Annotated in this window: 25 protein-coding genes; 9 read left to right on the forward strand and 16 right to left on the reverse strand. The window is 71.6% G+C overall.

Features of this window, described 5'->3' with window-relative positions; translation table 11 throughout:
- Positions 1-21 precede the first annotated feature (21 nt).
- The 7 genes from ADK66_RS29450 to ADK66_RS29480 form a co-directional block, all read right to left on the reverse strand.
- Entirely contained in the window at positions 22-1,221 is a 1,200-nt protein-coding gene (locus ADK66_RS29450; RefSeq protein WP_053661110.1) for a CaiB/BaiF CoA-transferase family protein, read from the reverse strand.
- 98 nt (positions 1,222-1,319) lie between these two features.
- Positions 1,320-2,591, reverse strand: coding sequence for an MFS transporter (locus ADK66_RS29455; RefSeq protein WP_053661112.1), 1,272 nt, complete (start codon positions 2,589-2,591; stop codon positions 1,320-1,322).
- Positions 2,578-4,002 carry an aldehyde dehydrogenase family protein gene (locus ADK66_RS29460; protein WP_053661114.1) on the reverse strand — a complete coding sequence of 475 codons (1,425 nt, stop codon included), beginning with the start codon at positions 4,000-4,002 and terminating at the stop codon, positions 2,578-2,580. Before ADK66_RS29460 ends, ADK66_RS29455 begins: the two co-directional genes overlap by 14 nt.
- Positions 3,995-5,728, reverse strand: coding sequence for a thiamine pyrophosphate-dependent enzyme (locus ADK66_RS29465; protein ID WP_053661116.1), 1,734 nt, complete (start codon positions 5,726-5,728; stop codon positions 3,995-3,997). The genes ADK66_RS29460 and ADK66_RS29465 overlap by 8 nt, the downstream gene beginning before the upstream one ends.
- The gene (locus tag ADK66_RS29470; protein WP_053661119.1) at positions 5,725-6,798 is read right to left on the reverse strand and encodes an ABC transporter substrate-binding protein; all 1,074 of its coding nucleotides are present in this window, start codon (positions 6,796-6,798) and stop codon (positions 5,725-5,727) included. The genes ADK66_RS29465 and ADK66_RS29470 overlap by 4 nt, the downstream gene beginning before the upstream one ends.
- Positions 6,799-6,917: 119 nt before the next feature.
- Entirely contained in the window at positions 6,918-7,790 is an 873-nt protein-coding gene (locus ADK66_RS29475) for an ABC transporter permease (protein WP_053661411.1), read from the reverse strand.
- A gap of 21 nt (positions 7,791-7,811) precedes the next feature.
- Complete coding sequence (locus ADK66_RS29480; RefSeq protein ID WP_053661120.1) at positions 7,812-8,609, reverse strand: ABC transporter ATP-binding protein; 798 nt, start codon at positions 8,607-8,609, stop codon at positions 7,812-7,814.
- A 175-nt stretch (positions 8,610-8,784) separates the two neighbouring features.
- Between ADK66_RS29480 and ADK66_RS29485 the strand changes: the two genes are divergently transcribed.
- The gene (locus ADK66_RS29485; RefSeq protein WP_053661122.1) at positions 8,785-9,405 is read left to right on the forward strand and encodes a cysteine hydrolase family protein; all 621 of its coding nucleotides are present in this window, start codon (positions 8,785-8,787) and stop codon (positions 9,403-9,405) included.
- Here ADK66_RS29485 and ADK66_RS29490 read toward each other — a convergent pair.
- The 3 genes from ADK66_RS29490 to ADK66_RS29500 form a co-directional block, all read right to left on the reverse strand.
- Positions 9,336-10,265 carry an IclR family transcriptional regulator gene (locus tag ADK66_RS29490; protein WP_082377744.1) on the reverse strand — a complete coding sequence of 310 codons (930 nt, stop codon included), beginning with the start codon at positions 10,263-10,265 and terminating at the stop codon, positions 9,336-9,338. The genes ADK66_RS29485 and ADK66_RS29490 overlap by 70 nt on opposite strands.
- 73 nt (positions 10,266-10,338) lie before the next feature.
- A complete protein-coding gene (locus tag ADK66_RS29495) occupies positions 10,339-11,538 on the reverse strand; it encodes an NAD(P)/FAD-dependent oxidoreductase (protein ID WP_157553080.1) in 1,200 nt (399 codons plus the stop codon).
- 2 nt (positions 11,539-11,540) lie between these two features.
- On the reverse strand, positions 11,541-12,332 hold the full coding sequence (locus ADK66_RS29500; RefSeq protein WP_053661126.1) for a hypothetical protein: 792 nt from the start codon (positions 12,330-12,332) through the stop codon (positions 11,541-11,543).
- A gap of 172 nt (positions 12,333-12,504) precedes the next feature.
- Here ADK66_RS29500 and ADK66_RS29505 point away from each other — a divergent pair, with 172 nt between their 5' ends.
- A complete protein-coding gene (locus tag ADK66_RS29505; protein ID WP_197281680.1) occupies positions 12,505-13,338 on the forward strand; it encodes a GNAT family N-acetyltransferase in 834 nt (277 codons plus the stop codon).
- A 19-nt stretch (positions 13,339-13,357) separates the two neighbouring features.
- On the opposite strand, the gene ADK66_RS29510 is transcribed toward ADK66_RS29505, so the two are convergent.
- The 4 genes from ADK66_RS29510 to ADK66_RS29525 all read right to left on the reverse strand — a co-directional run bounded on the left by ADK66_RS29510 (position 13,358) and on the right by ADK66_RS29525 (position 16,789).
- Positions 13,358-14,272 (reverse strand): hypothetical protein, encoded by a 915-nt coding sequence (locus ADK66_RS29510; protein ID WP_053661128.1) that lies wholly within the window; start codon positions 14,270-14,272, stop codon positions 13,358-13,360.
- Positions 14,269-15,627 carry a hypothetical protein gene (locus tag ADK66_RS29515; protein ID WP_053661417.1) on the reverse strand — a complete coding sequence of 453 codons (1,359 nt, stop codon included), beginning with the start codon at positions 15,625-15,627 and terminating at the stop codon, positions 14,269-14,271. Before ADK66_RS29515 ends, ADK66_RS29510 begins: the two co-directional genes overlap by 4 nt.
- Positions 15,624-15,929, reverse strand: coding sequence for a DUF6403 family protein (locus ADK66_RS29520; RefSeq protein ID WP_053661129.1), 306 nt, complete (start codon positions 15,927-15,929; stop codon positions 15,624-15,626). The genes ADK66_RS29515 and ADK66_RS29520 overlap by 4 nt, the downstream gene beginning before the upstream one ends.
- A 131-nt stretch (positions 15,930-16,060) precedes the next feature.
- Positions 16,061-16,789 (reverse strand): SDR family oxidoreductase, encoded by a 729-nt coding sequence (locus tag ADK66_RS29525; RefSeq protein ID WP_053661131.1) that lies wholly within the window; start codon positions 16,787-16,789, stop codon positions 16,061-16,063.
- A gap of 87 nt (positions 16,790-16,876) precedes the next feature.
- Here ADK66_RS29525 and ADK66_RS29530 point away from each other — a divergent pair, with 87 nt between their 5' ends.
- The 3 genes from ADK66_RS29530 (at position 16,877) to ADK66_RS29540 (ending at position 18,988) form a co-directional block, all read left to right on the forward strand.
- On the forward strand, positions 16,877-17,710 hold the full coding sequence (locus ADK66_RS29530; protein WP_053661134.1) for a patatin-like phospholipase family protein: 834 nt from the start codon (positions 16,877-16,879) through the stop codon (positions 17,708-17,710).
- Between the two features lie 46 nt (positions 17,711-17,756).
- Positions 17,757-18,218, forward strand: a complete 462-nt coding sequence (locus ADK66_RS29535) for a peroxiredoxin (protein WP_053661135.1) — start codon at positions 17,757-17,759, stop codon at positions 18,216-18,218.
- Positions 18,219-18,301: 83 nt separating this feature from the next.
- Complete coding sequence (locus tag ADK66_RS29540) at positions 18,302-18,988, forward strand: hypothetical protein (protein ID WP_053661137.1); 687 nt, start codon at positions 18,302-18,304, stop codon at positions 18,986-18,988.
- 6 nt (positions 18,989-18,994) lie between these two features.
- Here the strand turns inward: ADK66_RS29540 and ADK66_RS29545 are convergent, their stop codons facing one another.
- The gene (locus tag ADK66_RS29545) at positions 18,995-19,447 is read right to left on the reverse strand and encodes a MarR family winged helix-turn-helix transcriptional regulator (RefSeq protein ID WP_053661140.1); all 453 of its coding nucleotides are present in this window, start codon (positions 19,445-19,447) and stop codon (positions 18,995-18,997) included.
- Positions 19,448-19,543: 96 nt separating this feature from the next.
- Here ADK66_RS29545 and ADK66_RS29550 point away from each other — a divergent pair, with 96 nt between their 5' ends.
- The 4 genes from ADK66_RS29550 (at position 19,544) to ADK66_RS29565 (ending at position 21,661) form a co-directional block, all read left to right on the forward strand.
- Positions 19,544-19,990, forward strand: a complete 447-nt coding sequence (locus tag ADK66_RS29550; RefSeq protein ID WP_053661142.1) for a MarR family winged helix-turn-helix transcriptional regulator — start codon at positions 19,544-19,546, stop codon at positions 19,988-19,990.
- A 236-nt stretch (positions 19,991-20,226) separates the two neighbouring features.
- Complete coding sequence (locus ADK66_RS29555; protein WP_053661144.1) at positions 20,227-20,565, forward strand: helix-turn-helix transcriptional regulator; 339 nt, start codon at positions 20,227-20,229, stop codon at positions 20,563-20,565.
- Positions 20,562-21,038 (forward strand): SRPBCC domain-containing protein, encoded by a 477-nt coding sequence (locus ADK66_RS29560; RefSeq protein WP_053661146.1) that lies wholly within the window; start codon positions 20,562-20,564, stop codon positions 21,036-21,038. The genes ADK66_RS29555 and ADK66_RS29560 overlap by 4 nt, the downstream gene beginning before the upstream one ends.
- On the forward strand, positions 21,035-21,661 hold the full coding sequence (locus ADK66_RS29565; RefSeq protein ID WP_053661147.1) for a dihydrofolate reductase family protein: 627 nt from the start codon (positions 21,035-21,037) through the stop codon (positions 21,659-21,661). The genes ADK66_RS29560 and ADK66_RS29565 overlap by 4 nt, the downstream gene beginning before the upstream one ends.
- On the opposite strand, the gene eis is transcribed toward ADK66_RS29565, so the two are convergent.
- Positions 21,658-22,851 (reverse strand): enhanced intracellular survival protein Eis, encoded by a 1,194-nt coding sequence (gene eis / locus ADK66_RS29570; protein ID WP_053661419.1) that lies wholly within the window; start codon positions 22,849-22,851, stop codon positions 21,658-21,660. The genes ADK66_RS29565 and eis overlap by 4 nt on opposite strands.
- Positions 22,852-23,038 lie beyond the last annotated feature (187 nt).

Genomic DNA, 23,038 nt, shown 5'->3' on the forward strand with positions numbered 1-23,038 from the left:
CTTAATCGGTGGTGACGACCGTCAGGCCACGATCTCCCGCGAGCGCAGCTCCGCGACGGCGTCGGGAGCGCAGCCGAGTTCGTTGACGAGGAGGTCGTCGGTGTCGGCGCCGAGCGGCCGGCCGGTGAAACGGATCCGGCCCGGTGTGTCGGACATGCGCCACAGCACGTTGTGCATGAGGACCTCGCCGAGGTCGGGGTCGGGGACCTTGACGACCATCTTGGCGGCCTGGACGTGTTCGTCGGCCACGATGTCGCGGGCGGTGTAGACGGCGGCGACGGCGGCGCCGGCCTCTTCGAAGGCGCGCATGACCTCGTCGCGGGTGCGCTCGGCGATCCACCCGCCGACGTACTCGTCGAGCAGGTCGGCGTGCGCGGCGCGTTGCCGGCCGGAGGCGAACCACGGCTCGTCGATGACCTCGGGGTGACCGACGAGGCGCAGGACCCGCTCGGCGATGGACTGCGCGCTCGTGGACACGGCGACCCAGTCGCCGTCCTTGGTGCGGTAGGTGTTGCGGGGGGAGTTGTTGGTGGACCGGTTGCCGTGCCGGTGCTCGACGACGCCGAGCTGGTCGTAGACGGTGGGGCCGGGGCCGACCGCCATCATGATCGGCTCCAGCAGGCTCATGTCGACGACCTGGCCCTTGCCGCCGTTGCGGTCGCGGGCGAACAACGCCGTCATCGTGGCCGACGACGCGGCGATGCCGCAGATGCTGTCGGCGAGGCCGAACGCGGGCAGCGTGGGCGGGCCGTTCTCGTCGCCGGTGAGGTGGGCGAAGCCGCTCATCGCCTCGGCGAGGGTGCCGAAGCCGGGTCGGCTGGCGTACGGGCCCTGCTGGCCGAAGCCGGAGATGCGCACGATGACCAGGCCGGGGTTGACCTCGTGGAGCTTCTCGGGGCCGATCCCCCACCGCTCCAGGGTGCCGGGGCGGAAGTTCTCCACCAGCACGTCGGCGGTGGCGGCCAGGCGCAGCAGCAGGTCGGCGCCCTCGGGCGCGGACAGCTTGAGGCCGAGGGTGCGCTTGTTGCGGGAGATCTCCTTCCACCACAGCGGTACGCCGTCCTTGGCGTGGCCGTGTCCGCGCATGCTGTCTCCGGCAACGGGGTGTTCGACCTTGATGACGTCGGCACCGAAGTCGCCGAGGATCTGGCAGCACAGAGGGCCGGCCAGGATCGTCGAGGCGTCGATGACGCGGAGTCCGGTCAGCGGTCCGTCGTGCACTGGGCCTCCCCAACTCAGTCCGTTCGCTTCAAACGAACGGTGTTTCGCTCAGCAGAATAGGTTGGAATACGGTTCCGGGTCAACGGCGACGCGCTCCGTCATCCCTGCTGGACAGGCCCATCGGCGTCACCGCGTCGGGTCAGCCGACCGCGCAGGACCACAGCGGCGGCCACCGCGGACCCGGCCGCGACGAACGCGCCGGCAGATGCCGAGAACGTGTCGCCCAGCCAGCCGTGCAGCATCGCGGCGCCCGGCCGGATACCGAGGAAGCACATCGACCACAGCGCCATCACGCGGCCGCGCACCGCGTCGGACAGCCCCTCCTGCATGGTGGCGTTGACGTCGCTGACAGCGAGCAGGTAACCGGCCCCACCCACGGCGATGCCGACGGTGGCCAGCACCGGTCCCGGGCTCACCGCCAACACCGCCATCCCCACGGCCAGCGCGGCCACACCGACCGCGCCCGTCTTGCCGCTGCCCACCGTGCGCCGCAGCCGGCCCACGAAGATGGCGATCAGCGCCGAGCCGACGCCGAAGAAGGTGATGAAGACACCCACCAGCAGGTCACCGCCGCCGAAGCTCTCGGCGAACAACGGCGACAACGTGTTGATCGGCTCCATCGCCAGGCCGATCAGGGCCACGGCCACCAGGCATCGCACCAGCACGGGCCGGTGCCGTACGTAGGCGACCCCGCCCAACACGCCCAGCCGGCCCCGCGCGCCGGCAGCCGGTTTCGGTAGCCGCACACCGCGCAGCGCCAGCGCGAACGCCAGGAAGCTTGCGGCGTTGACGGCGAACGCCGTACCGGCGCCGGCCACCGCGTACGTGGCCGCCCCGGCCACCGGGCCGATGGCCCGCGACAGGTTGAACGTCAGCGAGTGCAGGGCGATCGCCTGCGGCACGTCGGCGCGGCCCACGATGTTGGGCACCAACGCCTGCGCGGCCGGACCGGTGATCGCCTGACCTATCCCGGACAACCCGATGAACGTGAGCAGCAGCCCCGGGTTCAACGCGTCCAGGAAAGCCAGCAGCGCGAGCACCGCCGCGGCGGAACCGCCGAGCGTCTGCCCCACGATGATCAGCCGCCGCCGGTCGACACGGTCGGCCAACGCCCCGATCACCGGGGCGAGGACCAACTGCATGGCGAACTGCAGGGCGGTGACCAGACCCACCATGAACGCCGAGCGGGTCAGCGCGTAGATCGTCAGGATCGCCGCGACGTTCTGGAACCACGTGCCGGTGTTCGACGCCAGCGACCCGAAGAAGTACGGGCCGAAGCGGCGGTCCCGCAGTAGCGCGAGACCGCCGCGGCCTCTCTCGTCGGCTGGCGCGTCGACCGGTGACCCGGCCGGGCGGTCAGCCTGCCGCACCAGCGCCTCCCATGCCGTACCCCTGCGGGGTGCCGCCGGTCAGCGAGGTCCACACCGACTTCGAGCGCAGGTAGAGCCGGGCCGCCTCGGTGCCGTTCTCGCGGCCGTACCCGGACAGGCCGACACCGCCGAACGGCACCAGGTCGGACATCACCCGGTAGGTGTTGATCCACACCGTGCCCGCCCGCACCTGCCCGGCGAACCGGTGTGCGCGGGCGATGTCGGCGGTCCAGATGCCCGCAGCCAGGCCGAACTCGGTGTCGTTGGCCAGCCGCAGCGCGTCGGCGTCGTCGCGGAAGGACGACACCGCGAGGACCGGCCCGAACACCTCCTCGCGCAGCAGGCGGGCGTTGTCGTCCAACCTGTCGAACACCGTCGGCGCCACGTAGAAGCCGTTGCGCAGCCGCTCGGTGTCCGGCAGCGTCGCCTGCGCGACAAGCCGACCCACGCCGCTGGACTCGGCGATGAACGCCGCCGTCTTGTCCCGCTGCACGGCGGTGATCTGCGGACCCAGGTCCGTCTCGGCGTCGAACGGGTCGCCCACCCGCAGTGCCCGCACCCGCTCGGCCACCCGGTCCAGCACGTCGTCGTAGATCGACTCGTGCAGGACCAGCCGGGAGCCGGCGATGCACATCTGCCCGCAGGAGGCGAATACGCCCAGCACCACTGCGTCTACGGCCTGGTCCAGGTCGGCGTCGGGGAAGAGGACCTGCGGCGACTTGCCCCCCAGCTCCAGCGCCACCGGGGTCAGGTTGGCCGCCGCCGACCGGGCGATCGCCTTGCCGGTGTCGTGGTGGCCGGTGAACACGATCAGGTCGACGTCCGGGTGCGACACCAGTGCCACGCCGGTCTCCCGGCCACCGGGCAGCACCCGTACCAGCCCGTCGGGCACGCCCGCCTCGGCCAGCAGGCCGGCCAGCCGCAGGGCCGTCAACGGCGTCTCCTCGGCCGGCTTGAGCACGCAGGCGTTGCCGAAGGCGAGCGCCGGGGCGATCTTCTTGACCGCGAAGAAGAACGGCACGTTCCACGGGATGACACCGGCGACGACGCCGTGCGGCTCGGGCACCGTGTAGGTGTGGTACTCCGGACCGACCGGGATGGTCTCGCCCCGTACCTGCTCGGCCCAGCCGGCGTAGTAGCGGAAGCTGTTCGCGGCCCGGATCGCCTCCCGGCGGGTGTCGCTGAGGATCTTGCCGGTGTTGCGGGTCTCGGTCTCGGCCAGCTCGTCGATGCGGGCCTCGATGAGGTCGGCGACCGCGTGCAGGATCCGGCTACGGTCGCTGCCGGTGCGGCGGGCCCACGCCGGCTGGGCGGCACGCGCCTCCCGGACGGCGGCGTCCACCTCGGCAGGCGAGGCGGGCGCGATGTGGGTCAGGACCCGGCCGTCGATAGGCGAAACGACATCAGCCATCGGTGTTCCCTTCGTCGTGAGCCGGGCGTGCCCGGCGTGCCGGGTCCATCGACCCGGTGAGATGCTCGGGCACCCAGACGTCCAGCACGGCCGGGACGCGGTCGCGCGCCACCGCCGTACGGGCCCGGTCCAGGGCCGCGGTGAGGTCGGCCGCCCGCACCACCTGCTCCCCGTAGCAGCCCTGCGAGCGGGCGTGCGCCGCGAAGTCCGGCGACGGGGTGAGGTGGCCGCCGAGCACAGTGGGTTCGGTGACGGCCAGGCCGTCCGGGTAGTGCGCGGCAAGGGTGGTCGTGCCGGTGCGGTAGCCGCCGTTGTTGACCACCACGGTGACCACCGGCGCGTCGTGCTGCTGCTGCAACCACAGGCACGAGTCCGGCGAGCCGAACAGGTACGAGCCGTCGCCGGTGACCGCCACGGCGTGCGCGCCGCCGGCGGCCATGCTGGCGCCGGTGGCCGCCGCCACCGACCAGCCGAGGCTGGACCCGCCCTTCTCGAAGAGGGTGCCCGGCTTCGTCCGGCGGACCGGCGCGGTGTCGAACACCTCCCAGGTCAGCAGGTCGTCGGGGCGCAGGTGCTGGTCCAGGGCCGCGGCGATCAGCGCGGGCGTGGGAGCACCGGAGACCGCCGCGTTGCCACCGGCCGGTCGCGGCGCGGCGGCCGGCGGCCGTTGCCGCCGTCGGCGTACGGCGTCGGCGTCGCCCGGTCCGGCCGCGCCGACCTCGGCCAGCACGGCGGCGAGGAACGCCGCCGGGTCGGCGGTGGTACGTGCGTCGGCGCGCAGCTCGTACAGCGGGACGCGACCCTCGATCGGGTCGGGTCCGGCCCAGCCGATCCACGCGTCCTCGTGGGGACGTTCCACGGCGGGCATCCACGGCACCGGATGGTCCAGCACGACGATGACGTCGAACTCGTCCAGTGGCGCGGTGGTGTGCCACGGGTTGTCGTCGGGCAGGTTCATCCGGTAGCGGGTGGCGCGTACCTCCACGCCGAGGGTGTCGGCCAACTCGGCCAGCAACGTCACGGCGTGCGGGTTGACGCCGACGCGGTCGGTGACGATGACGGGCCGTCGGGCGGTCGTGAGGCGGCGGGCCACCTCGCTGACCACGCCGGGGTCGCCCGGTCCCAGGGTCGGGATGCCGAGCCGTTGGGCGCTGGGGACCGGGTTGCCGACCGGGATCGGGTGCCGGCCCACCTCTTCGGGCATCGCCAGGTAGACGGGGCCGCGTCGGGGCGCGAGGGCGACCTGGAAGCCACGCGCCACCACCAGGGCGGCGTCGTCGAGGGCGGACAGCTTGTAGTCCCACTTGACGTACTGCCGCACGATCGAGCCCTGGTCCCAGCGCTGCTGCTTCCAGAACACCGGCGAGTTGCGCGACTCGGCGCGGGTGGGCGGATAGCCCGACATGATCATGATGGGGTGGTCGCCCCACATGGCGTTGTGGATGGCGCCGCCGTGGTGCAGCAGGCCGAGATCGGCGTGGGCAGCGGTCATGGAGGGCTGGCCCGTGACCATCGTCTCGCCCATCGCCGCGGTGAGGGCGACGTGTTCGTGGGGGCAGGTGATGATCTGGGGGGTCGGCTCGCCCTGGTGCCGGGCCTGCGCGCTGGCCTCCTGGAACGAGGTCAGCTCGGAGCCGCTGTTGAACCACAGCCGTCGCACACCGCTGGCCACGGCCGCCGCCAGGACCGCGGAGGCGGCGCTTGCGGCGGCCGGGCCGCCGGTCACAGGTTCCTCGCGCGCTCGAGGTAGCTGCGGTTGATCAGTTTGTCGATCGGCGCCGCGGACTTCACCAGCTTGGCCTTGACGAGGCTCTCCTGACCCTTGAGCCAGGTCTGCTCGTTCATCTCCAGGGCCTTGTCCGGGCCGGCAGCCAGCCAGCTCTCCACCAGCAGTGGCAGCTCGGCACGGGCCTGGGCCGGGTCGGCCTCCGGGTTGTACTTGCGCAGGTCGTTGATGACCTGATCCCAGTTCGCTTCCTTGCTGGCGTAGTCGATGGCCTTGAGCACGCCGGCGAGGAACTTCACCGGCATGTCGCTGCCCGACTCGACCATCTTGGCGCTGGTGTTGTACGAGTCCGACGGCATCGGTGCGAAGTCGTCGGTGCTGAAGAAGACGACCTCGCCGACGTCCTTCTGGATGGTGGCCCGGTCGGTGTTGACGCAGATCCACGCGTCGACGTCGCCCTTGCGGGCCAACTCGTACGCGGCGGTGCCGACACCGGTGACCGGACGCTTCACCGACTTGGGGTTGACCCCCGCGTTGATCAGCATGACGTCGAGGAGGTTCTCGGTGGCGCCGCCGGTGGAGACGATGCCGCAGGTACGTCCGGCCAGCTCGGCGGGGTTGCGGATCGGCTTGTTCGGCAGGGACACCACCTCGAACTGCGACTTCTGCCGCACGCTGGCGATGCTGACGAACGGCGCGTCCTCGTTGGCCACCGCGATGATCGCGTTGATGCCGTTGGCCCGGGTCAGGTCGGCCGAGCCACCGAGCACCGCCTGGATGGCGGTGGCGGTGCCCTGCCCACCCTTGATGTCCAGGGCGAGGCCGAACTCGGAGAAGAAGCCGCGCTCCTTGGCGACCATCGTCTCCACGAAGCTCAGCGTCATGCCGGAGGCGGTCATGTACGAGCCGTTGAGGCTGCCGTCGGCGTTGACCTTGTCGTCGTCGCCGCCACAGCCGGTGAGCAGCAGGGTCATGCCACCGGCGGTGGGCAGCAGAAGCCCGGCGGTGGTGCTGGCCCGAAGGAACGAACGCCGCGAGACCGGCGCGCCAATGGAACGGTCGTTTCTCATGAAGATCTCCCGGTGCGGAGGAGGGGGATGATGGTGTGCGACGGAGAAAGGCAAGGCGTGACCTGCCCGCGCCGCGTCGCGGCGCCGACCAGGGATCGGGTGTGGGAGGAGCGGACCTGTCAGGGGGTACGGCGTGGCTGCACGGACTCGTGCCAGGGGATCAGCAACCGGCGGGCGCCGGTCACGATGCTGTAGAGGGTGAAGCCGAACAACGCCATGATCAGGATCGCGCCGAACAGTTTGTCGACCTGTAGGCCGTTCTGGAGGTTGACGGCGTACCGGCCGAGGCCCTTGTCACCGCCGAGGTACTCACCGACGATCGCGCCGATGGTCGCCTGGACGACCGCAAGCTCCATGCCGGCCAGGATGAACGGCATCGTGTACGGCAGGTCGGCCCGCCAGAACCGCTCCCAGCGGGACGCCTTCAGCGTCGTCATCAGGTCGTGCATCGAGCTCGGAACCGAACGGACGCCGAACGAGGTGTTGATGAGCAGCGGGAAGAACGCCAGCAGCGCCGCCATGACCACCTTGGACGACGGGCCGAAGCCCAGCCAGAGGATGAACAGCGGGACCAGCGCGACCTTCGGCACCACCTGGGTGGCCACGATGAACGGCCGGGCGATGCGGTCGAACAGCGGCGACTTGCCGATCATCAGGCCGAGCCCGACGCCCAGGACGATGGCCAGCGCCAGACCCATGATGACCTCGTAGAAGGTCGTCCAGATGTGGGTCTGCCACACGAACGGGTCGGTGATCTGCTCGATGAAGGACTTGAACACCGCCTCCGGCGCCGGGAGCACGAACCGGGACAGGTCCGTGACCTCGACGTAGACCTTCCAGGCGACCAGGAACAGCGCGATGAGCAGAGGGCTGGTGTAGAAGGACAGCCAGCGGTTGTTGCGCAGTCGCTGCGACAGCGTCAGCGGCGGGGGGCGTAGCTGTTCCGCGGTGGGCGACGTCGGCGCCGGGTGGCGCTGATCTGTAGTGGTCACGTGCGACACCTCAGTTGCTGATCAGGCCGAGACGGCGGGTCGAATGTCGTTGTCCTGCTGCACCTCGCCGATCTGGCGGCGCAGCTCGGTCGCGAGGGAGCGGAACTCGGCGGACTCGGTCATCGCGAGGGTGCGCGGACGCGGCAGCGTCACCTCGGTGATGGAGTGGATGTGACCGGGCTTGGTCCCCAGCATCACGATGCGGTCGGCCAGGAAGACGGCCTCGGAGACGGAGTGCGTCACGAAGACGACAGTCTTGCGGTTCTCCAGCCAGATGCGCTGCAACTCGGCGTTCATCATGTCGCGGGTCTGCGCGTCCAGGGCGCCGAACGGCTCGTCCATGAGCAGCACCTGGGGGTCGTGCGCGAGCGCCCGGGCGATGGAGACCCGCTGCCGCATACCGCCCGAGAGCTGGTGCGGGAGCTTGTTCGCCGCTTCGGGCAGCCCGACGAGGGCCAGCATCTCGCGGACCTTCTCCTCGCGCTCCCGGCGGCCCACGCCGGCCATCTCCAGCGGCAGGGCGACGTTGGCGCCCGTCGACCGCCACGGCATCAGCGTGGCTTCCTGGAAGACGAAGCCCAGCGGGCGGTCGGCGTTCTCCTGCCGGTCGCCGTGGTCGATTCGCACCCGCCCCACGGTCGGGCTCTCCAGCTGACCGATGATCCGCAGCAGTGTGGTCTTGCCGCAGCCGGAGGGGCCCAACAGCACCACGAACTCACCGTCGGCGATGTCGAGTGAGACGTCGCTCAGCGCGAGCATCGACTGGCCACCGGCGCCGGCGAAGACCTTGCTGACGCCCTCCACTTTGATCGCACTCATGGGTACCCCTGTCACCGGCCGGTCCGTGAAATTCAACGCGGGTTTGTTCGCTTGTGCAGTACGGCGTTCTGTTGGAGGGAACGTAAGCTATGTTCGGCGGCGAGGTCAATGGTCCGCAGGGCCCGACTCCATACGACTAGTTCCCTACTAATCGCCCAACTCCGGAGAAACGCCCATGGAACACCTGCCGCAGCGCACAGCGGTGCTGGTCATCGACATGCAGAACGACTTCTGCTCCCCCACCGGGGCCATGGCGAAGCTCGGCGCAGACGTCGGAGTGAACACCGAGCTGGCCCGCCGGCTGCCGGGCTTCCTCGACCGGGCGCGGGCCGCGGGATGCCTGGTCATCTGGGTGCGGCAGGCCGCCCACGAGCAGCTCGTTTCACCGGCCCGGCGGGCCCGCGCCGAGGCGATGGGCCGCAGCCCGCTCAGTGTCTGCGCCGCCGGCTCCTGGGGCGCCGAACTCGCCGAGGGTCTGCGCCCCGAGCCGGGCGACTGCCACCTGGAGAAGACGCGCTACAGCGCGTTCGTGGGCACGCCACTGCACAACCTGCTTCGCGCGCACGGACGTGACCACGTGGTAGCGGTCGGGACGGCCGCCAACGTCTGCGTGGACTCCACCATCCGCGACGCGTACATGGCAGACCTGGCCGCCACGATGCCGACCGACCTGGTCGGCTGGACCCGCGCGGACCTCGCCGAGGCGGCGATCCGCAACCTGGGCTTCTACTTCTGCGAGACGACGACCTCGGCCGAACTGGTCGCGGCGTGGTCCGCGAGCGACCGCGTCGCCTGACGCCGGGGCGCACGCTTGCGCTCCACCGGCTCCGGCTCCGGGGCGTCCTGCGTCGCGGAGGGCTGGTAGCCCAGCTCGGCGCTGACCTGGCGGGCCGCGTCGGCCACCAGGTCGCCGTACTCGACAAGCAGCTGCGCCGAGAAACGGTCCTGAGGGCCGCACAGTGACAACGACCCGTAGACCTCGCCGGAAGCCAGCCGGATCGGCGCGGCCACACTCACCGCGCCGGCCTGCCGCTCGCCCCGGCTCACCGCGTAGCCCAGCTCACGGATCTCCCGCAGATCGGCCCAGAGCTGCTCGACGGACGTGATGGTGGCCGCGGTGACCGATACCAGCTCATGGGTGGCCAGGTATTCGGCGATCTCGGAATCGGGCAGCGCCGCCAGGATCGCCTTGGACGACGACCCGGCGACAAGCGAATGGCGGGAACCGAGCGTGACCGACATCCGGATCTCGTGCGGCGAGAGCACCTGGTCGGTGTAGACCCGCACCCACCCCTGCCGCATCGACAGGGTCGCCGTCTCCCCCGTGGCCTCCACCAACCGCCGCATGTGCCGGTTGGTGATCGCCTGCACGTCGATGGCGCGCAGGGCGGCCAGCCCGACCGCGAGGGCGCCCGGCCCGAGTCGGTAGCGCCGGGTGCCCTCGTCGAACGTGACGAACTGGTTGGCCGTCAGCTCCTTGAGGATGCGGTGGGCCACCGCCTTGGGCAGGTTCAGGACCCGGGCGACAGTCGACACCCCGATCATCTCCGGGCTGCGTTCGGCGAGGAGGTCGATCACGGCCAGGGCGCGACCCAGGCCGCTCGTCGTGTAGCGATGACCGTCCTCCGACTCGGACGTCGGCACGCTGATCCCCATTCAGATCACCTCTCGAGGTGCATAGGAACGACGCCAGCGGTTGACCGATCTGGCTGTGATGAACGCCCGACGTCTAGTGCTGGATCCCGAGCATACTGACACGGCGGAGGTAGTTTCGGGCGTCCTCGGGGTTGTCGGCGAGCGCCCGCAGGCGCAGCAGCCGCTCGCGGCGACCGGCCAGTTCGACACCGTCGGCCGAGGTGCGGTTCTCCGTCGTGGTCGGCTGGACGAAGCGCTCGGCGATCGACCTGCGACGTTGCGCGTACTCACTGGTGGCCGTGTCCGGGTCCGGCTCGGCCAGCGCGATGGCGACCGCCACCGCGTCGTGGATGCCCGAGTTCAGACCCATGCCGCCGGTGGTGCTGCTCAGGTGGGCGGCGTCGCCGGCCAGCAGCACCCGGCCGATCCGGAAGGACTCCGCGAGCCGCTGGTGGCTGCGGTAGGTCTGGTGCTGGCTCAGCGGCAACTCGCGGGCGTCGGGCGTGCCCCCCAGCAGCAGGTCCACGGCGGCCAGGAAGGCCGGGTGCGTGCCGGACGGGGGCTCGTCGTCGACGCCGGTGCCCGTCGACAGCGCCGCACGCCAGATGTCGGGGGTCCTGATCAGCGAGAAGCGGCCCTTCGGGCCGGACCAGTAGCCGACCGCGCCGAGATCGGGCACCGCGTCCTCGAAGCGGAACGGGGTGGCCACCACAAGGCTCAGCGTCGGGTACGTGAAGCCGGGGAACGGAACGTCGAGCAGTTTGCGGGCGGTGCTGTGCGCGCCGTCGGCGGCCACCACCCACTGGGCGCTCACCACGCTCGGGGCGCCGTCGACAGTCACGTCCAACTCGACATGCGTGTCGTCCTGACGCAGGCCGACCACGTCGTGCCCGAACCGGATGTCCACGTTCGGTGTCTCGGCGACCGCGCGGCGCAGCAGCCGGACCAGCTTGTACTGCTCGTACTGCAACCGGAACGGATACCGGGTCTCACCTTCGAGCGCCTCGTAGGAGAAGCAGGCGGACTCGGTCAGCTCCAGGTCGCGGTAGTCCAGCCGGTGTACCCGGACCGCCTCCTTGAGCAGCGGGGCGGCCAGGTCGAGCTCGTCGAGCAGTTCGGTCGTCGGGGGGTGAACGGTGGAGCCGCGCCACTCCGACCGCACCTCGTCCGGGCCACGTTCGAGAACGATCACCGGGATGTCCCGGCGGGCCAGGGCGAGGGCCGTCACCATGCCCACCGGCCCGCCACCGAGAACGACGACTGGGGCTTGCACGGCGTGACTGGTGGACGCCACGTTCACTCCTTCCCGCCGGCGACAACGCCGACGATTCCGGTCGAGGGGGATTGAGTCAGGGTGGCGGCCAGGTGCCGCAACGCCGGGCTGGGTGATTCGCCCGCCAGGTGGGTGATTCCGGCGGTCTCCAGCAACTGCCAGGCGCCGGCGAGGTTGGACGACAGCACCGGGACGGGTGTCTGCGGCAGGACCTCGTCGAGGACGTCCAGGCTGGGTGCGCCCGTCCCGGTCAGCAGCACCGCGTGCCCGGGCGGGAAACCGTCGTCGGCGAGCGAGCGCAGGGTCTGCCGCACGGTGTCGCGGACGGTGGTCGAGCTGAGGTCGTAGATGGCGCCGGTGCCGGGCACCGGCACCGGCGTGCCGACGCTGCGGCCGTTCGCGCGCCAGAATGCCGCCGCCTGCTCGGTGAGCCAGTCCGGGTACGGCGAGATCAGGGTCAGTGACCGGACCGCGAGGCGGTCGAGCACCTGCCGGACCGCGTTCGCCGCCCCGAACACCGGTGCGCCGAGCCGCTCGCTCGCCGCCTTGTCGGTGCGGTGCATGTCGCCGCGACCCGGCCGGTAGTAGCAGCCGGTGCAGGCGACGTAGGTGGCGCGCAGGTTGAGGCCGTCGAGCGTGGCGGCGGTGTCCGGCAGCAGTTCGGCGTAGCGGTCCAGCCGCTGCGCGAGTGAGCCGTTCACGACAGGCAGCCGGGCGACGTGGTAGCGGACCCGCGCCGGCAGCAGGCGACGGAGTTCCGGCTCAACAGTGGGGTTGGCGGGTGGAACAATGATGCCCAGAGCTGCCTCGACCATTACAACCGCCAAATCGTTCGACTGAGCCGTACGCCGTTCTACGTACTGGAACGATAGGGGCTGCGGTGGGGTCGGTCAACCCATTGCGGCCGACGGCTCGCACCCAGTGACCAGGCAGTTGTGGCACCACCCGCCCGCCGGCGGCACCACCGCCGTGGCAGTCTGGTCCCCCGTGACAGCCGACCAGACGATGCTCGCGCTCGCCGAACAGACCGAAGCCGAGTTCATGTTCCAGTACGAGGCGGGGGCGCCCACCGACGTCCGGGCCGCGCTCGGCATGACGGCCACCCGGATGGGCGGCGGGGTGGTGCTGTCCATGCGACACGACCCCACCGGCTACTGGAGCAAGGCGCTCGGGTTCGGCGTCGACGAGCCGGTCACCGCCGACCTCATCGCCGCGGTGTGCGACTTCTACCGCGCCGAGGCGACACCCGCCGCCGTCCTCCAGATCGCCCCCGACCTGCTACCGGCGGACTGGGACGACATCTGCGCGCGGGAGAACATCACCGGCGGCAGCACCTGGGTGAAGCTCGCCGCCGAGATCGACACGCTCCGACCCGGCCGCACCGACCTGCGGGTCGGCCCAGTGCCTCCGGACCTGCACGGTCAGTGGGCGTCGGTGGTGCTGCGCTGCTTCGGCATGCCCGAGCAGCACCTCGGGCCGATGCTCGCCGGCGCCGTGCGCGACCCGCGCTTCCACCCGTACGCCGCCTGGGACGGCGACGAGATGGTCGCCGCCGCCAACCTGTTCGTCCACGGCACGGTGGCCTCGCTCAACACCGGGGCGACAGTGCCGAGCCACAGGGGTCGCGGCGCGCAGTCGGCGCTGCTGACGGCCCGGGCGGCCGCCGCGGCGCGGGCCGGCTGCCTGTGGGTCGTCTCCGAGACCGGCCGACCCGACCCGGGCTCGTCCAACCCGTCGCTTTCCAACATGCTCCGGGTCGGCCTCACACCGCTGTACGAGCGGCGCAACTGGGTGTGGCGGGCCGAGCCGGCCGGGTCGTGAAGCCGGCCGGAAGTCACCGTCACCGACTTGCCTGCGCCGCCCGCCGGCTCAGCGCGTCGACATGATCGACGAGTTGGCGTACGGCTGCGTCGTCGCCCGCGTCGACCGTCTCGATGCGGTCGAGCAACCCGGCGTAGTCCGACGTCAGCGCCAGGTACCGCCTGCCGAAGTCCTCCTCGGCTCCCGTGACACCTCTGCGGCGGCGCGTCGCCGCGTACCGCTTGTCGAGGTCGATGATCTGCTGAGCCAGCACGGCCGCGCCGGCGCCCAGCGCGCTACGGGCGTCGGCGTGCTCGTCGCGGCGGCGCCGGCGGACGGCTGCGAGCCTGCCCGCCCGGCGACCCGCCACATAGAGCGTGGTCGAGCCGATGACGACGGCCACGATCGCCGCCCCCGCGAGCAGGAAACGCGGCAGCGACGGGCTGATCGTGCGCGTGCCGTCGGGCACGGTGCCGGCCTTCACCAACAGGTCGTAATTGACGGTGATGACCTTCAGCGCGTCCAACGGGCGGTCGACAAAATTGTCGATGCCCCGGCCGATGATCGACTCCGCCACGGCGGCCCGGCCGAAGTTCTCGTCGTCGCGCCCGGGCAGCAGCGCGCAGCCCCACGTGTCGTAGTCATCGCCGTCGCGGCTCAGCACCAGCACGACGTTCCCGTCGGCGGCTCGCACGACCTGGCGGCAGCCCTTCCGCAGGTCGGCGCCCGGCTCCAGCAGCAGCACGACAAGGCGGCGGTTGCCGATGATCCGTTCGGCCGCGGCCCGGTCCAGGTCGACACCTGGTGCCGCGTAGACGGAGGACGTGCGGACCTGGCGGGCGGCCGGACCGTCGAGCACCCCGCCGGTCCACAGTGCCCAACCGGCAAGCACCAGGCAGGCAAGCACGGCGAGACCGAAGGACGTGCTTGCCAGAGCACCGAGCGACTTCTTCACGACAACCTGCCCTGTAGGTAGAGCTCCGGCCGGTAACTGATCAGGCCCGACGTTCGGGCGCTGTCGTCCAGTTCGTCGGCCGCCTCCTTCAACAACGACAGCACGTGGTGCTCCGGCAACTCCTCGTCCAACGCGGCACGCGCCGCTTGGAGCTTGACGATGCCCCTTGTCAACGCCGGGTTGCTGCGCGCGTCGGTCAGCAGGGACATCTCGACGGCGAGCGCCGTGAGACCGGCCAGCCGGGCCGGCGCTCCGTTGCCCCGCCGGATCCCCGTGCCGTTCGACCGGCGCAGCGACCGGACCGACAGGGCCAGGAACATCGCCACGCAGCCCGCGAACAGCCACGGCAGCGCGGGCAGCGCCACCCGCAGCGGGTCGACCGGCCGGTACGGCAGCGGACGGTCGAACAGCCCCGCGTAGCGAATGTCGGTGACCCGGTTCAGGTAGACCGCCAGCACGTGGTCCTGCGAATAGTCGTACTGGCTGATCCGGTCGGCGAAGTGGCCGTAGAAGCTCGCCCCGGCCACCTCGGCGAAATCCGCCGCCGGGCCGTGGTATTCGATCCAGTTGCCGTACATCACGATGATCGGGGTATCCGGGAACAGGCCGGTCAGGGCCGGCCCGAAGCGGGGCAGGGGTTCTCCGAACGGCTGCGGCGGAAGCGCCACGTACAGGGCGCCGTCCGGGAACGCGGTCTTCGCGGCCTTGCCCGGCACCGCGGTGAGACTCGCTCCCGCGGCGGCGTGCAGGCCCTTGGTCCGCAGGTCGGCGGCGACGGCCGCCAACTCCGGACCGCTCGGCTCGCGCCAGCGCAGCACGTCGTGGTCGGCCGGGGTAGGCACCTCCCGCATCCCGGCGATCAGTGCCACAAGCGAGCCCGTCACGTCGGCGGTGGCGAAGTGCGCACGCCAACTCGGCAGGTCATCGGGTACGGCCCGGTAGATGTCGCCGGACACCTCGGTGCCGATCACCGTGATGGTGGCGTTCTCCACGTCGCGTACCCGGCGTTGTTCGTCCTCGTCGAGCCAGGGCGGCGCGACCAGGATGCGGACCGGGAAGTCGCCGGCCACCTCACGGACCTGCTGCTCGTCCCACCCTGCGATCGAGCCGGGCAACCGCACCACGGGGCTGGCGTCCACCAGCGCCGTCATCTCCTCCACCGACGGCACGGTCGGATCGGCCGCCTGGGGAGCCGGCCCCTTCGGGGCCGTCACCGATTCGGCCGGCGACCGACCGTAGCTGACGTCGGCGCCGTGCTGCTGCTGGGCACCCAGGAAGATCACCAGGACGACCACGGCGATGCCCAGGAGCACCCAGCGCAGCGCCTCGTAGCGGCGCGACCGGCGGGCCGTCACGGGTGCCCCCGCCACAACCGGTCGGCCTGCTGGGCCTGGTGTTCCGCCGTCCGGGCGGCGGAAACCCCGCCGCGTGCGGCGGCGATCAGCTCGGCGCGGGCCAGCAGGTGCTCGGCCGCCGGCACTGGGTTCGGCGCCGCGTCCCGGCTGATGGCCGCGCTGTCGATGGCCGCGCGGGCGGCCGACCAGGCGGTCCGCCGCTTGCGGTCCCGTGCCCGCCGGGCGGGGGCCAGTGTCGTCGCGAGCCCGGCGCCCACCAGCAGGACGCCGCCGACCAACCAGACGAGGAGGGTGTGGGACATGCGCTCCAACCATCGGACGAAGGGGTACGGGGGTGTCGCGGGGTACGACCGAGTCTGACCGATGCTGTCGAGCCGCCGCGCACGAGTCCCCTGGCAGCGCGCCGCACGAGGGGGCGACGGACCCGTCGGGGTCAGAGACCGCCGGCGACGCGCAACACAGTGCCGGTGGTGTACGAGGCGTCCGGACCGAGCAGCCACGCGATGGCGGCGGCGACCTCGTCGGGTTCGCCGGCCCGGCCCAGCGGGATGCGGCCGGCCGCCCGGTCGGGACGGTCGGGCACCCCGGAGACGGCGTGGATGTCGGTGCGCACGATGCCCGGAGCGACGGCGTTGACCCGGATGCCACGTGGGGCGAGTTCCTTGGCCAGGCCGACGGTGAGGGTGTCGGTGGCGCCCTTGGCCGCGGCGTAGTGCACGTACTCGCCGGGGCCGCCGAGGGTCGCCGCCGCGGAGGACACGTTGACGATGGCCCCACCGTCGGTCATCCGGCGGGCCGCCTGCTGGGCACAGAGGACGTACCCGATGAGGTTGACGTCGACGACGCGGCGCAGGTCCTCGACGCGCAGCTCGGTGAACGGCCCGATGGGGCTCGTGACACCGGCGTTGTTGACCAGGCCGGTGAGCGGGCCGAGCCGCGCGGCGGCGGTGAACAGCTCGTCGACCTGGTCGGGGTCGGTGGTGTCGGCGCACACCGCGACGGCTGAGACGCCGGTGGCCCGCAGGTCGGCCACGACCGTCTCGGCGGCGGCGTGGTCGCGGAGGTAGCACAGCGCGACGTGGTGCCCGGCAGCGGCGAGGCGGCGGGCGGTGGCCGCGCCGATGCCCCGGCCGCCGCCGGTGATGACGGTGACGGGTGCCATGGTGCCTCCGCTGGTCTCCTGGGCCGCGTACCGGTCGCGCCGACGCTACCGTGACCGACGCGGGCCGGTCGTCGAGAGGAGAGTCACATGGAGCGGGCATTGGTGCTCGGTGGTGGCGGGGTGACCGGCGTGGCCTGGGAGCTGGGGCTGCTGGCCGGGCTGGCCGAGCGGGGCGTGGACGTCTCCGAGGCGGATCTGGTGGTGGGCACGTCGGCGGGTTCGGTGGTGGGCGCGCAGGTGTGCTCAGGGCTGCCCCTGGAGCAGTTGTACGCCGAGCAGTTGACGCCGCCGTCGGGCGAGCGGCCGGCACGGCTGGGGTTCATGACGCTGGCACAGCTGGTGTGGGCCGGCGGGCGGACCCGGGACGCGGTGCGGTCACGGGCGCGGATCGGGGCGATGGCGGTGGCGGCGCGTACCCCGTCGGAGGCCTCGCGCCGCGCGGTCATCGAGGCCCGGCTGCCGGTGCGGGAGTGGCCGGCGCGACGGTTGCTGGTGACCGCCGTGGACGCCGCCTCGGGCGAGTTCGTGGTGTTCGACGGCGACAGCGCAGTGTCGCTGGTGGACGCGGTCGGGGCCAGTTGCGCGGTGCCCGGGGTGTGGCCGCCGGTGACGATCGGCGCACGCCGCTACATCGACGGCGGGATGCGCTCGGCAGTGAACGCGGACCTGGCGTCCGGCGCGCGGCGGGTGCTGGTGATCGCGCCGACGTCGGTGGCGTTCGGCCCGATGCCCCGGCTGTCGGCGCACGTGGCGGAGTTGCGGCAGGCCGGGTCGCGGGTACTGGTGGTGACACCGGACGGGGGCGCGCGTAAGGCGATCGGCCGCAACGTGCTGGATCCGGCGCGTCGGGCCGGATCGGCGCGGGCCGGCCGGGCGCAGGCCGCTGCGCTCGCGGATGAGGTGGCGGCGCTGTGGGCGTGATCGCTTACGCTCACCGCCTGTCCCGACTGACGAGCGGAGGTGCGCGGTGGCGGGTGTGACTGTCGGCGACGTGGTGGAGGACTTCGAGCTGCCGGACGAGACGGGGACACCACGGCGGTTGTCGGAGTTCCTGGCGACCGGTCCGGTGGTGCTGTTCTTCTACCCGGCGGCCATGACCCGTGGCTGCACGGCCGAGAGCTGCCACTTCCGGGACCTGGCTGCGGCGTTCGCGGCGGTGGGCGCGACGCGGGTGGGCATCAGCCGCGACACCGTGGAGAAGCAGGCGGAGTTCTCCACGCTGCACGATTTCGACTATCCGCTGTTGTCCGACGTGGACGGGACTGTCGCGGGGCGGTTCGGGGTGCGGCGGCGGCTGCCGCTGGGTCCGCTGAGCACCAAGCGGATGACGTTCGTCATCGGCACGGACCGGCGGATCATCGAGGTGATCCACAGCGAGGTCAGCATGAACGACCACGCCGATCGGGCACTACGGGCGCTGGGCGGCTGAACGGGCGCGAGCCCCGTGCGGCGGCTGTCGCAGCGGGCTGGTATCAAGACACCAATCAAACAGGTGTACGGAAGAGGGTTGCGATGGATGCCGGCCAGGGTTTGTCCACTGACGAGGTGCAGAGCCTGCGGGATGCGTTGGCGGCCGGGCGTAAACCGCGGGTGGTGTTCACCGCCTCGGCGGGCCAGATCGCCGGCCAGGTGGGCCAGGTCGTCGAGCTGACCGACCCGGAGGTGTCCGACGAGTTCGTGGTGGTGCGCTTCGGCCGCGACGAGTTGCCGTTCTCCCCCGCCGACCTGGCGATCGCCCCCAAGGGCGCCGGTCGTCGGGTTGTCGAGCCGAAGCCGGAACCGCCGACGCCGGAGCCCTCTGCGGCACCGGAGCCGGAGTTCGTGTTGGACACGCCGCGGGTGCCGGCGCAGCGGCGGGAGGAGCCGAAGGTGGAACAGGTGGAGAAGCCGCCGGCACGGCGGACGGTCAAGGCGACCAAACCGAAGGGCCCGGCGGGGCTCACTGTGACGCTGGCGTACGCCGACGGCGAGTGGACTGTCGCCGCGCAGCAGGGCAGCAAGGCGCTCGCGAAGCCGTACGTGGTGAAGCCGGCCGAGGCGCTGAAGATGGTGGCGCTCGTCGACGTGCCCGGTGTGCAGGAGGCGGTGGAGCAGATCCTCGGCACCGAGCGGGCCGAGGCCGAGCAGCAGGCCGAGAAACTGCGCGCCGAGTTGGCCGAGATCGAGGCACGGTTGGCGGAGCTGCGCGAGGCCCGCTGAGGCGGGTCAGCGCTGGCTGTGGTGCTCCAGCAGCCGGGTGAGCAGGCGCGTCAACTGCGTTCGCTCGCTTTCGGACAGCGGTGCGAGCAGGTCGTCCTGGACACTGCCGACGGTGTCTGCCAACTGGCGGGCCTGGTCGGCGCCGGCGGCGGTGAGGCTGATGACGTTGCGGCGACGGTCGGCCGGGTCGGGGGCGCGGACGACGAGCCCCCGACCGGCCAGCTCGTTGATGGCTGCCACGACGTCGCTGCGGTCGATGGCGCAGCGCCGGCCGAGGTCGGCCTGGCTGGCGGGGCCACCCTCGGCCAGCGCGGCGAGCAGCCGGAAGTGGTAGCCGCGCAGGTCGTACGCGGCGAAGCCTGCGGCGACGAGGCGGGCGGCGTGGCCGGCGGTCTGACTGAGCAGCCAGCTCGGGGTGGTGCGTAGCCCGACGGGCGCCTGTGGGGAGCTGGACTCCATGGGCGGCAGCCTAACAGCAATCGTTGGTGCGACCCACGATGCGTGTTACGTTGGGGCAGCCAACGTTGGGCCTGCCAACGTTTCGAAGGAGGCGTCATGTCCACTCCCACCCTCACCGGGCAGGTCATCGGCCAGGCCCACTACGCCACCCGGGCCCTGCTGGAGCGAGCCGTCGCCCCGCTCGGGCTCACCTTCGGGCAGGTGCTCGCGCTCAACGTCCTCGCCGACGGCGCCGTCGAGCGCACGCGGATCGCGCACCGGATCACCAGCACCCTCAAGATCGACAAATCGGCGGTGCACGAGGTGATCGCGGGCCTGCTCGACGCTGGCCTCGCGCGCCTCGACGAGAGCGACGCCGAGGACCCGCGCGTGCGGCTCACCGACACCGGCCACGCCACCCAGCGCCGCGTCTCCGCCGCCGTCGCTGACATCACCGCTCGGCTCTACGGGGACATCCCGGCCGACGAGGCGAGCACGGTCGCCCGGGTCCTCACCCTGGTCACCCAGCGGGCGAACGCCGACCTGGCGGCAACCCCGGCCTGACCGGCGGGTCACCCTCCACCATCGGGCGAGTCGCCCGACCTCAGCCCGTCGAACCGGAATGGGCCGGGTCGTACGGCCGGCGGCCGACCACGCAGCGACAACAGTGTTCCGCCACGCCGTCCGCGTTGTGCCAGTCGTGGTCGCCGCAGTCGGTCGCGCCCCTACTCGGCTATCCCCCGGGGGCGCCGAATACTTTGCCCTTGCGCTAAGTTTTGCCGCAGACAACACTTAGCCGCATGGCACAGTATTCGGCACGGCAGGACGGCGTGTTCGTCGCCCTCGCCGACCCGACCCGGCGTGGGGTCATTCGACGCCTCGGCCGCGGTCCGACGAGTGTCGGCGAACTCGCCCGCGAGTTTCCGATGACCCTTCCCTCATTCATGAAGCACGTACGGATGCTCGAGGCCAGTGGGCTGATCCGCACGGTCAAGTCCGGCCGGGTGCGCACCTGTGTGCTCAACCGCGAGGGCCTCGCCGTCGTCGACGACTGGATGGCAGAGCAGCGCCGGATCTGGGAAGGGCGCACCGATCGCCTCGAACGCCTCGTTACCGATCTCAAGGAGAACCAACAGTGAATCCCGAGCTGGACCTGACCCTGGAGCGGGTCATCCGCGCCCCCCGCGCTGCCGTGTGGAGCGCGTGGACCGACCCGTCCCGCTTCGAAAAATGGTGGGTTCCGGCTCCGGCCCGTTGCCGCGTCGACCGCTTGGAGGTCCGGCCCGGTGGCGCGTTCGTGACCCGGATGAGCGACGACGGGGTGGAGTTCGTCCCACACCTCGACGCGACATTCCTTGTGGTCGACGAACTCGACCGGATCGTGTTCACCAACGCGATCGACAGCGCCTGGCGCCCGGCGAACACCATCCCGGTCCGCATGACCGCCGAGATCACATTCAGCGATCATGCCGACGGCACGGACTACCGGATCTGTGTCCGCCACGGTGATTCCGCCGCGCGCGCCCGGCACGAGGAACTCGGCTTCGCGGACGGCTGGGGCTCGGTCGCCACACAACTCGCCGACATCGCCGAAAATCAGGTCACCCGATGAAGATCTCCCTCACCGAGTTCGTCACCCTCGACGGGGTCAGCCAGGGTCCCGGCTCGCCGACCGAGGACACGAGCGACGACTTCACCCGGGGCGGCTGGCTCGTGCCCTACCTCGATACGGTGTTCGTCCAACGCACCTCCGACTGGCTCGATCTCGCCGACGGTCTGCTGCTGGGGCGTCGGACCTACGAGGCGTTCGCCCGCGACTGGCCGCAGATCACCGACCCGAACGACCCCTTCACCGAACGGATGAACTCACTCCCGAAGTACGTTGTGTCCAACACCATCACGCAGGGTAGTTGGCACCCCACGACCGTGCTCCGCGGCGACCCGATCGAGACCGTTGGGAGGCTCAAGGCACAGCCGGGACGAGAGCTCCAGATCCACGGCAGTACACGACTCGGCAGGGCACTGTTGTCCGCCGGCCTCGTCGACACACTCCGACTCGCCGTCGCCCCCACCGTGACCGGCTCCGGGCGGCGGTTGCTCGACCACCCGAGCACACCGGTCGGCCTCCGACTCGTTCACCATGAGGCGACGGCGAACGGCCTGCTCCTGCTTGAGTACCAGCATGTCGGCGCCGCCCCGGTGGGGGAATACGAGGGCGTCACCGCCTTCGTCTAGAAGTAGTCGAGCATCTGCGCCGGGCCGCCGGCGCCCAGCAGGTCCAGGGCGTCGGGCCGTACACCGGTGGCGTGCAGCAGGCCCGTCTCGGCGACCGCGTGGGCACGCGCGGCGCCGGCGTAGAGCAGGGCGAAGCCCCGTACGTCCAGGTGCAGGTCCGGGTCGCCGCCGACCCGGGTCAGCTCGGCTGCGCCGTCGGCGACTGTCAACCGCCAGGTGCCGGTGTTCCACTCGGCGAGCGGGTCGGCGAGGGTGAAGTCGACAGCACCCCGGGTGTGGGCGGGCCAGCCACGTGCGCTCACCGCCCGAGCGACGTCCACCGGCCGGTGCATCCACAGGTTCCGCTTGTGTTCGCGGGCCGACTCCAGCGGCAGGTGGGTGCTGACGGCGTCGCCGTCGAGGAGAGACAGCCGCAGGGTGGGCGCGACGCTTGCCCAACTGCCGAGCACGCCGACGAGTTCCCGGGCGGCCTCGGGGGTCACGGCCAGAGCCTCGTCGACGGTGAGCACGGAGTTGGCGTCGTAGCCATGGCCCCGCTCCCAGCTGGCGTAGCCAACCAGGTCGCCGCCGTCCTCGACGAGGGTGAGCGCGTCGCCGGGCAGACCGCCGTCGGCGGCGGAGACGTCGAACAGCTCGCCCCGGCGCGTGAGCATCCCGTTGCGGTACCGGCTGACCCGCTCGTACAGGGCGGTGACGGCGGGCAGGTCCGCGGGAGTGCCGGCGCGGACGGTGAGCCGGGGATCCGGCCGGTGCCGGGGCAGCGCGGCGGTTGCCACATCGAGGGTACGCAGCACGCCTGCCGCTTCCCAGCCACAGGCGCGGTACGGGGCGGCGACTGTGGGATACAGGGCGCTCAGGGCCGCACCGCGCTCGTTGGCGCCGCGAAGCAGTGCGGTGAGCATCGCGCGGGCCGCTCCCCTGCCCCGGGCCTCGGGGGCGACCGCGACGCCGCCCACGTCGGCGGCCGATACTGCCCGCCCACCCCACCACTGGTCGTGGTGCAGGTCGACGGCCTTGCCGACGAGCCGTCCGTTGTCGTCGAACGCGCCGTAGCGGGTCATGCCGGGCACGTCGACCGTGGTGCGCGGATGGCGCTGCTGCGGATCGGAGCCGAACGCGAGGCAGCCCAGCGCCCAGGCGTCGTCGAGGTCGTCGACGGTGAGTTCGCGGACGTGAACGGTGGCGGGCATCGGCACACCGTAGCGGGACGGCCCGTCGCCGGCCGCTCATTTTCGGCCGGGTAGCGGTCACCCTCCGGCCAGCGTGACGCGCATCCGAGCAGGCCGGCACGCGCCCACGCGAGAACGGCCACGCAGGAGAACGGCCACGCAGGAGAGCGGACGCGCAGGGGCTTGCGGCCCGACACCTCAGGACATA

The sequence above is a fragment of the Micromonospora sp. NRRL B-16802 genome, assembly GCF_001279555.1.
Taxonomy (GTDB): Bacteria; Actinomycetota; Actinomycetes; order Mycobacteriales; family Micromonosporaceae; genus Micromonospora; species Micromonospora profundi.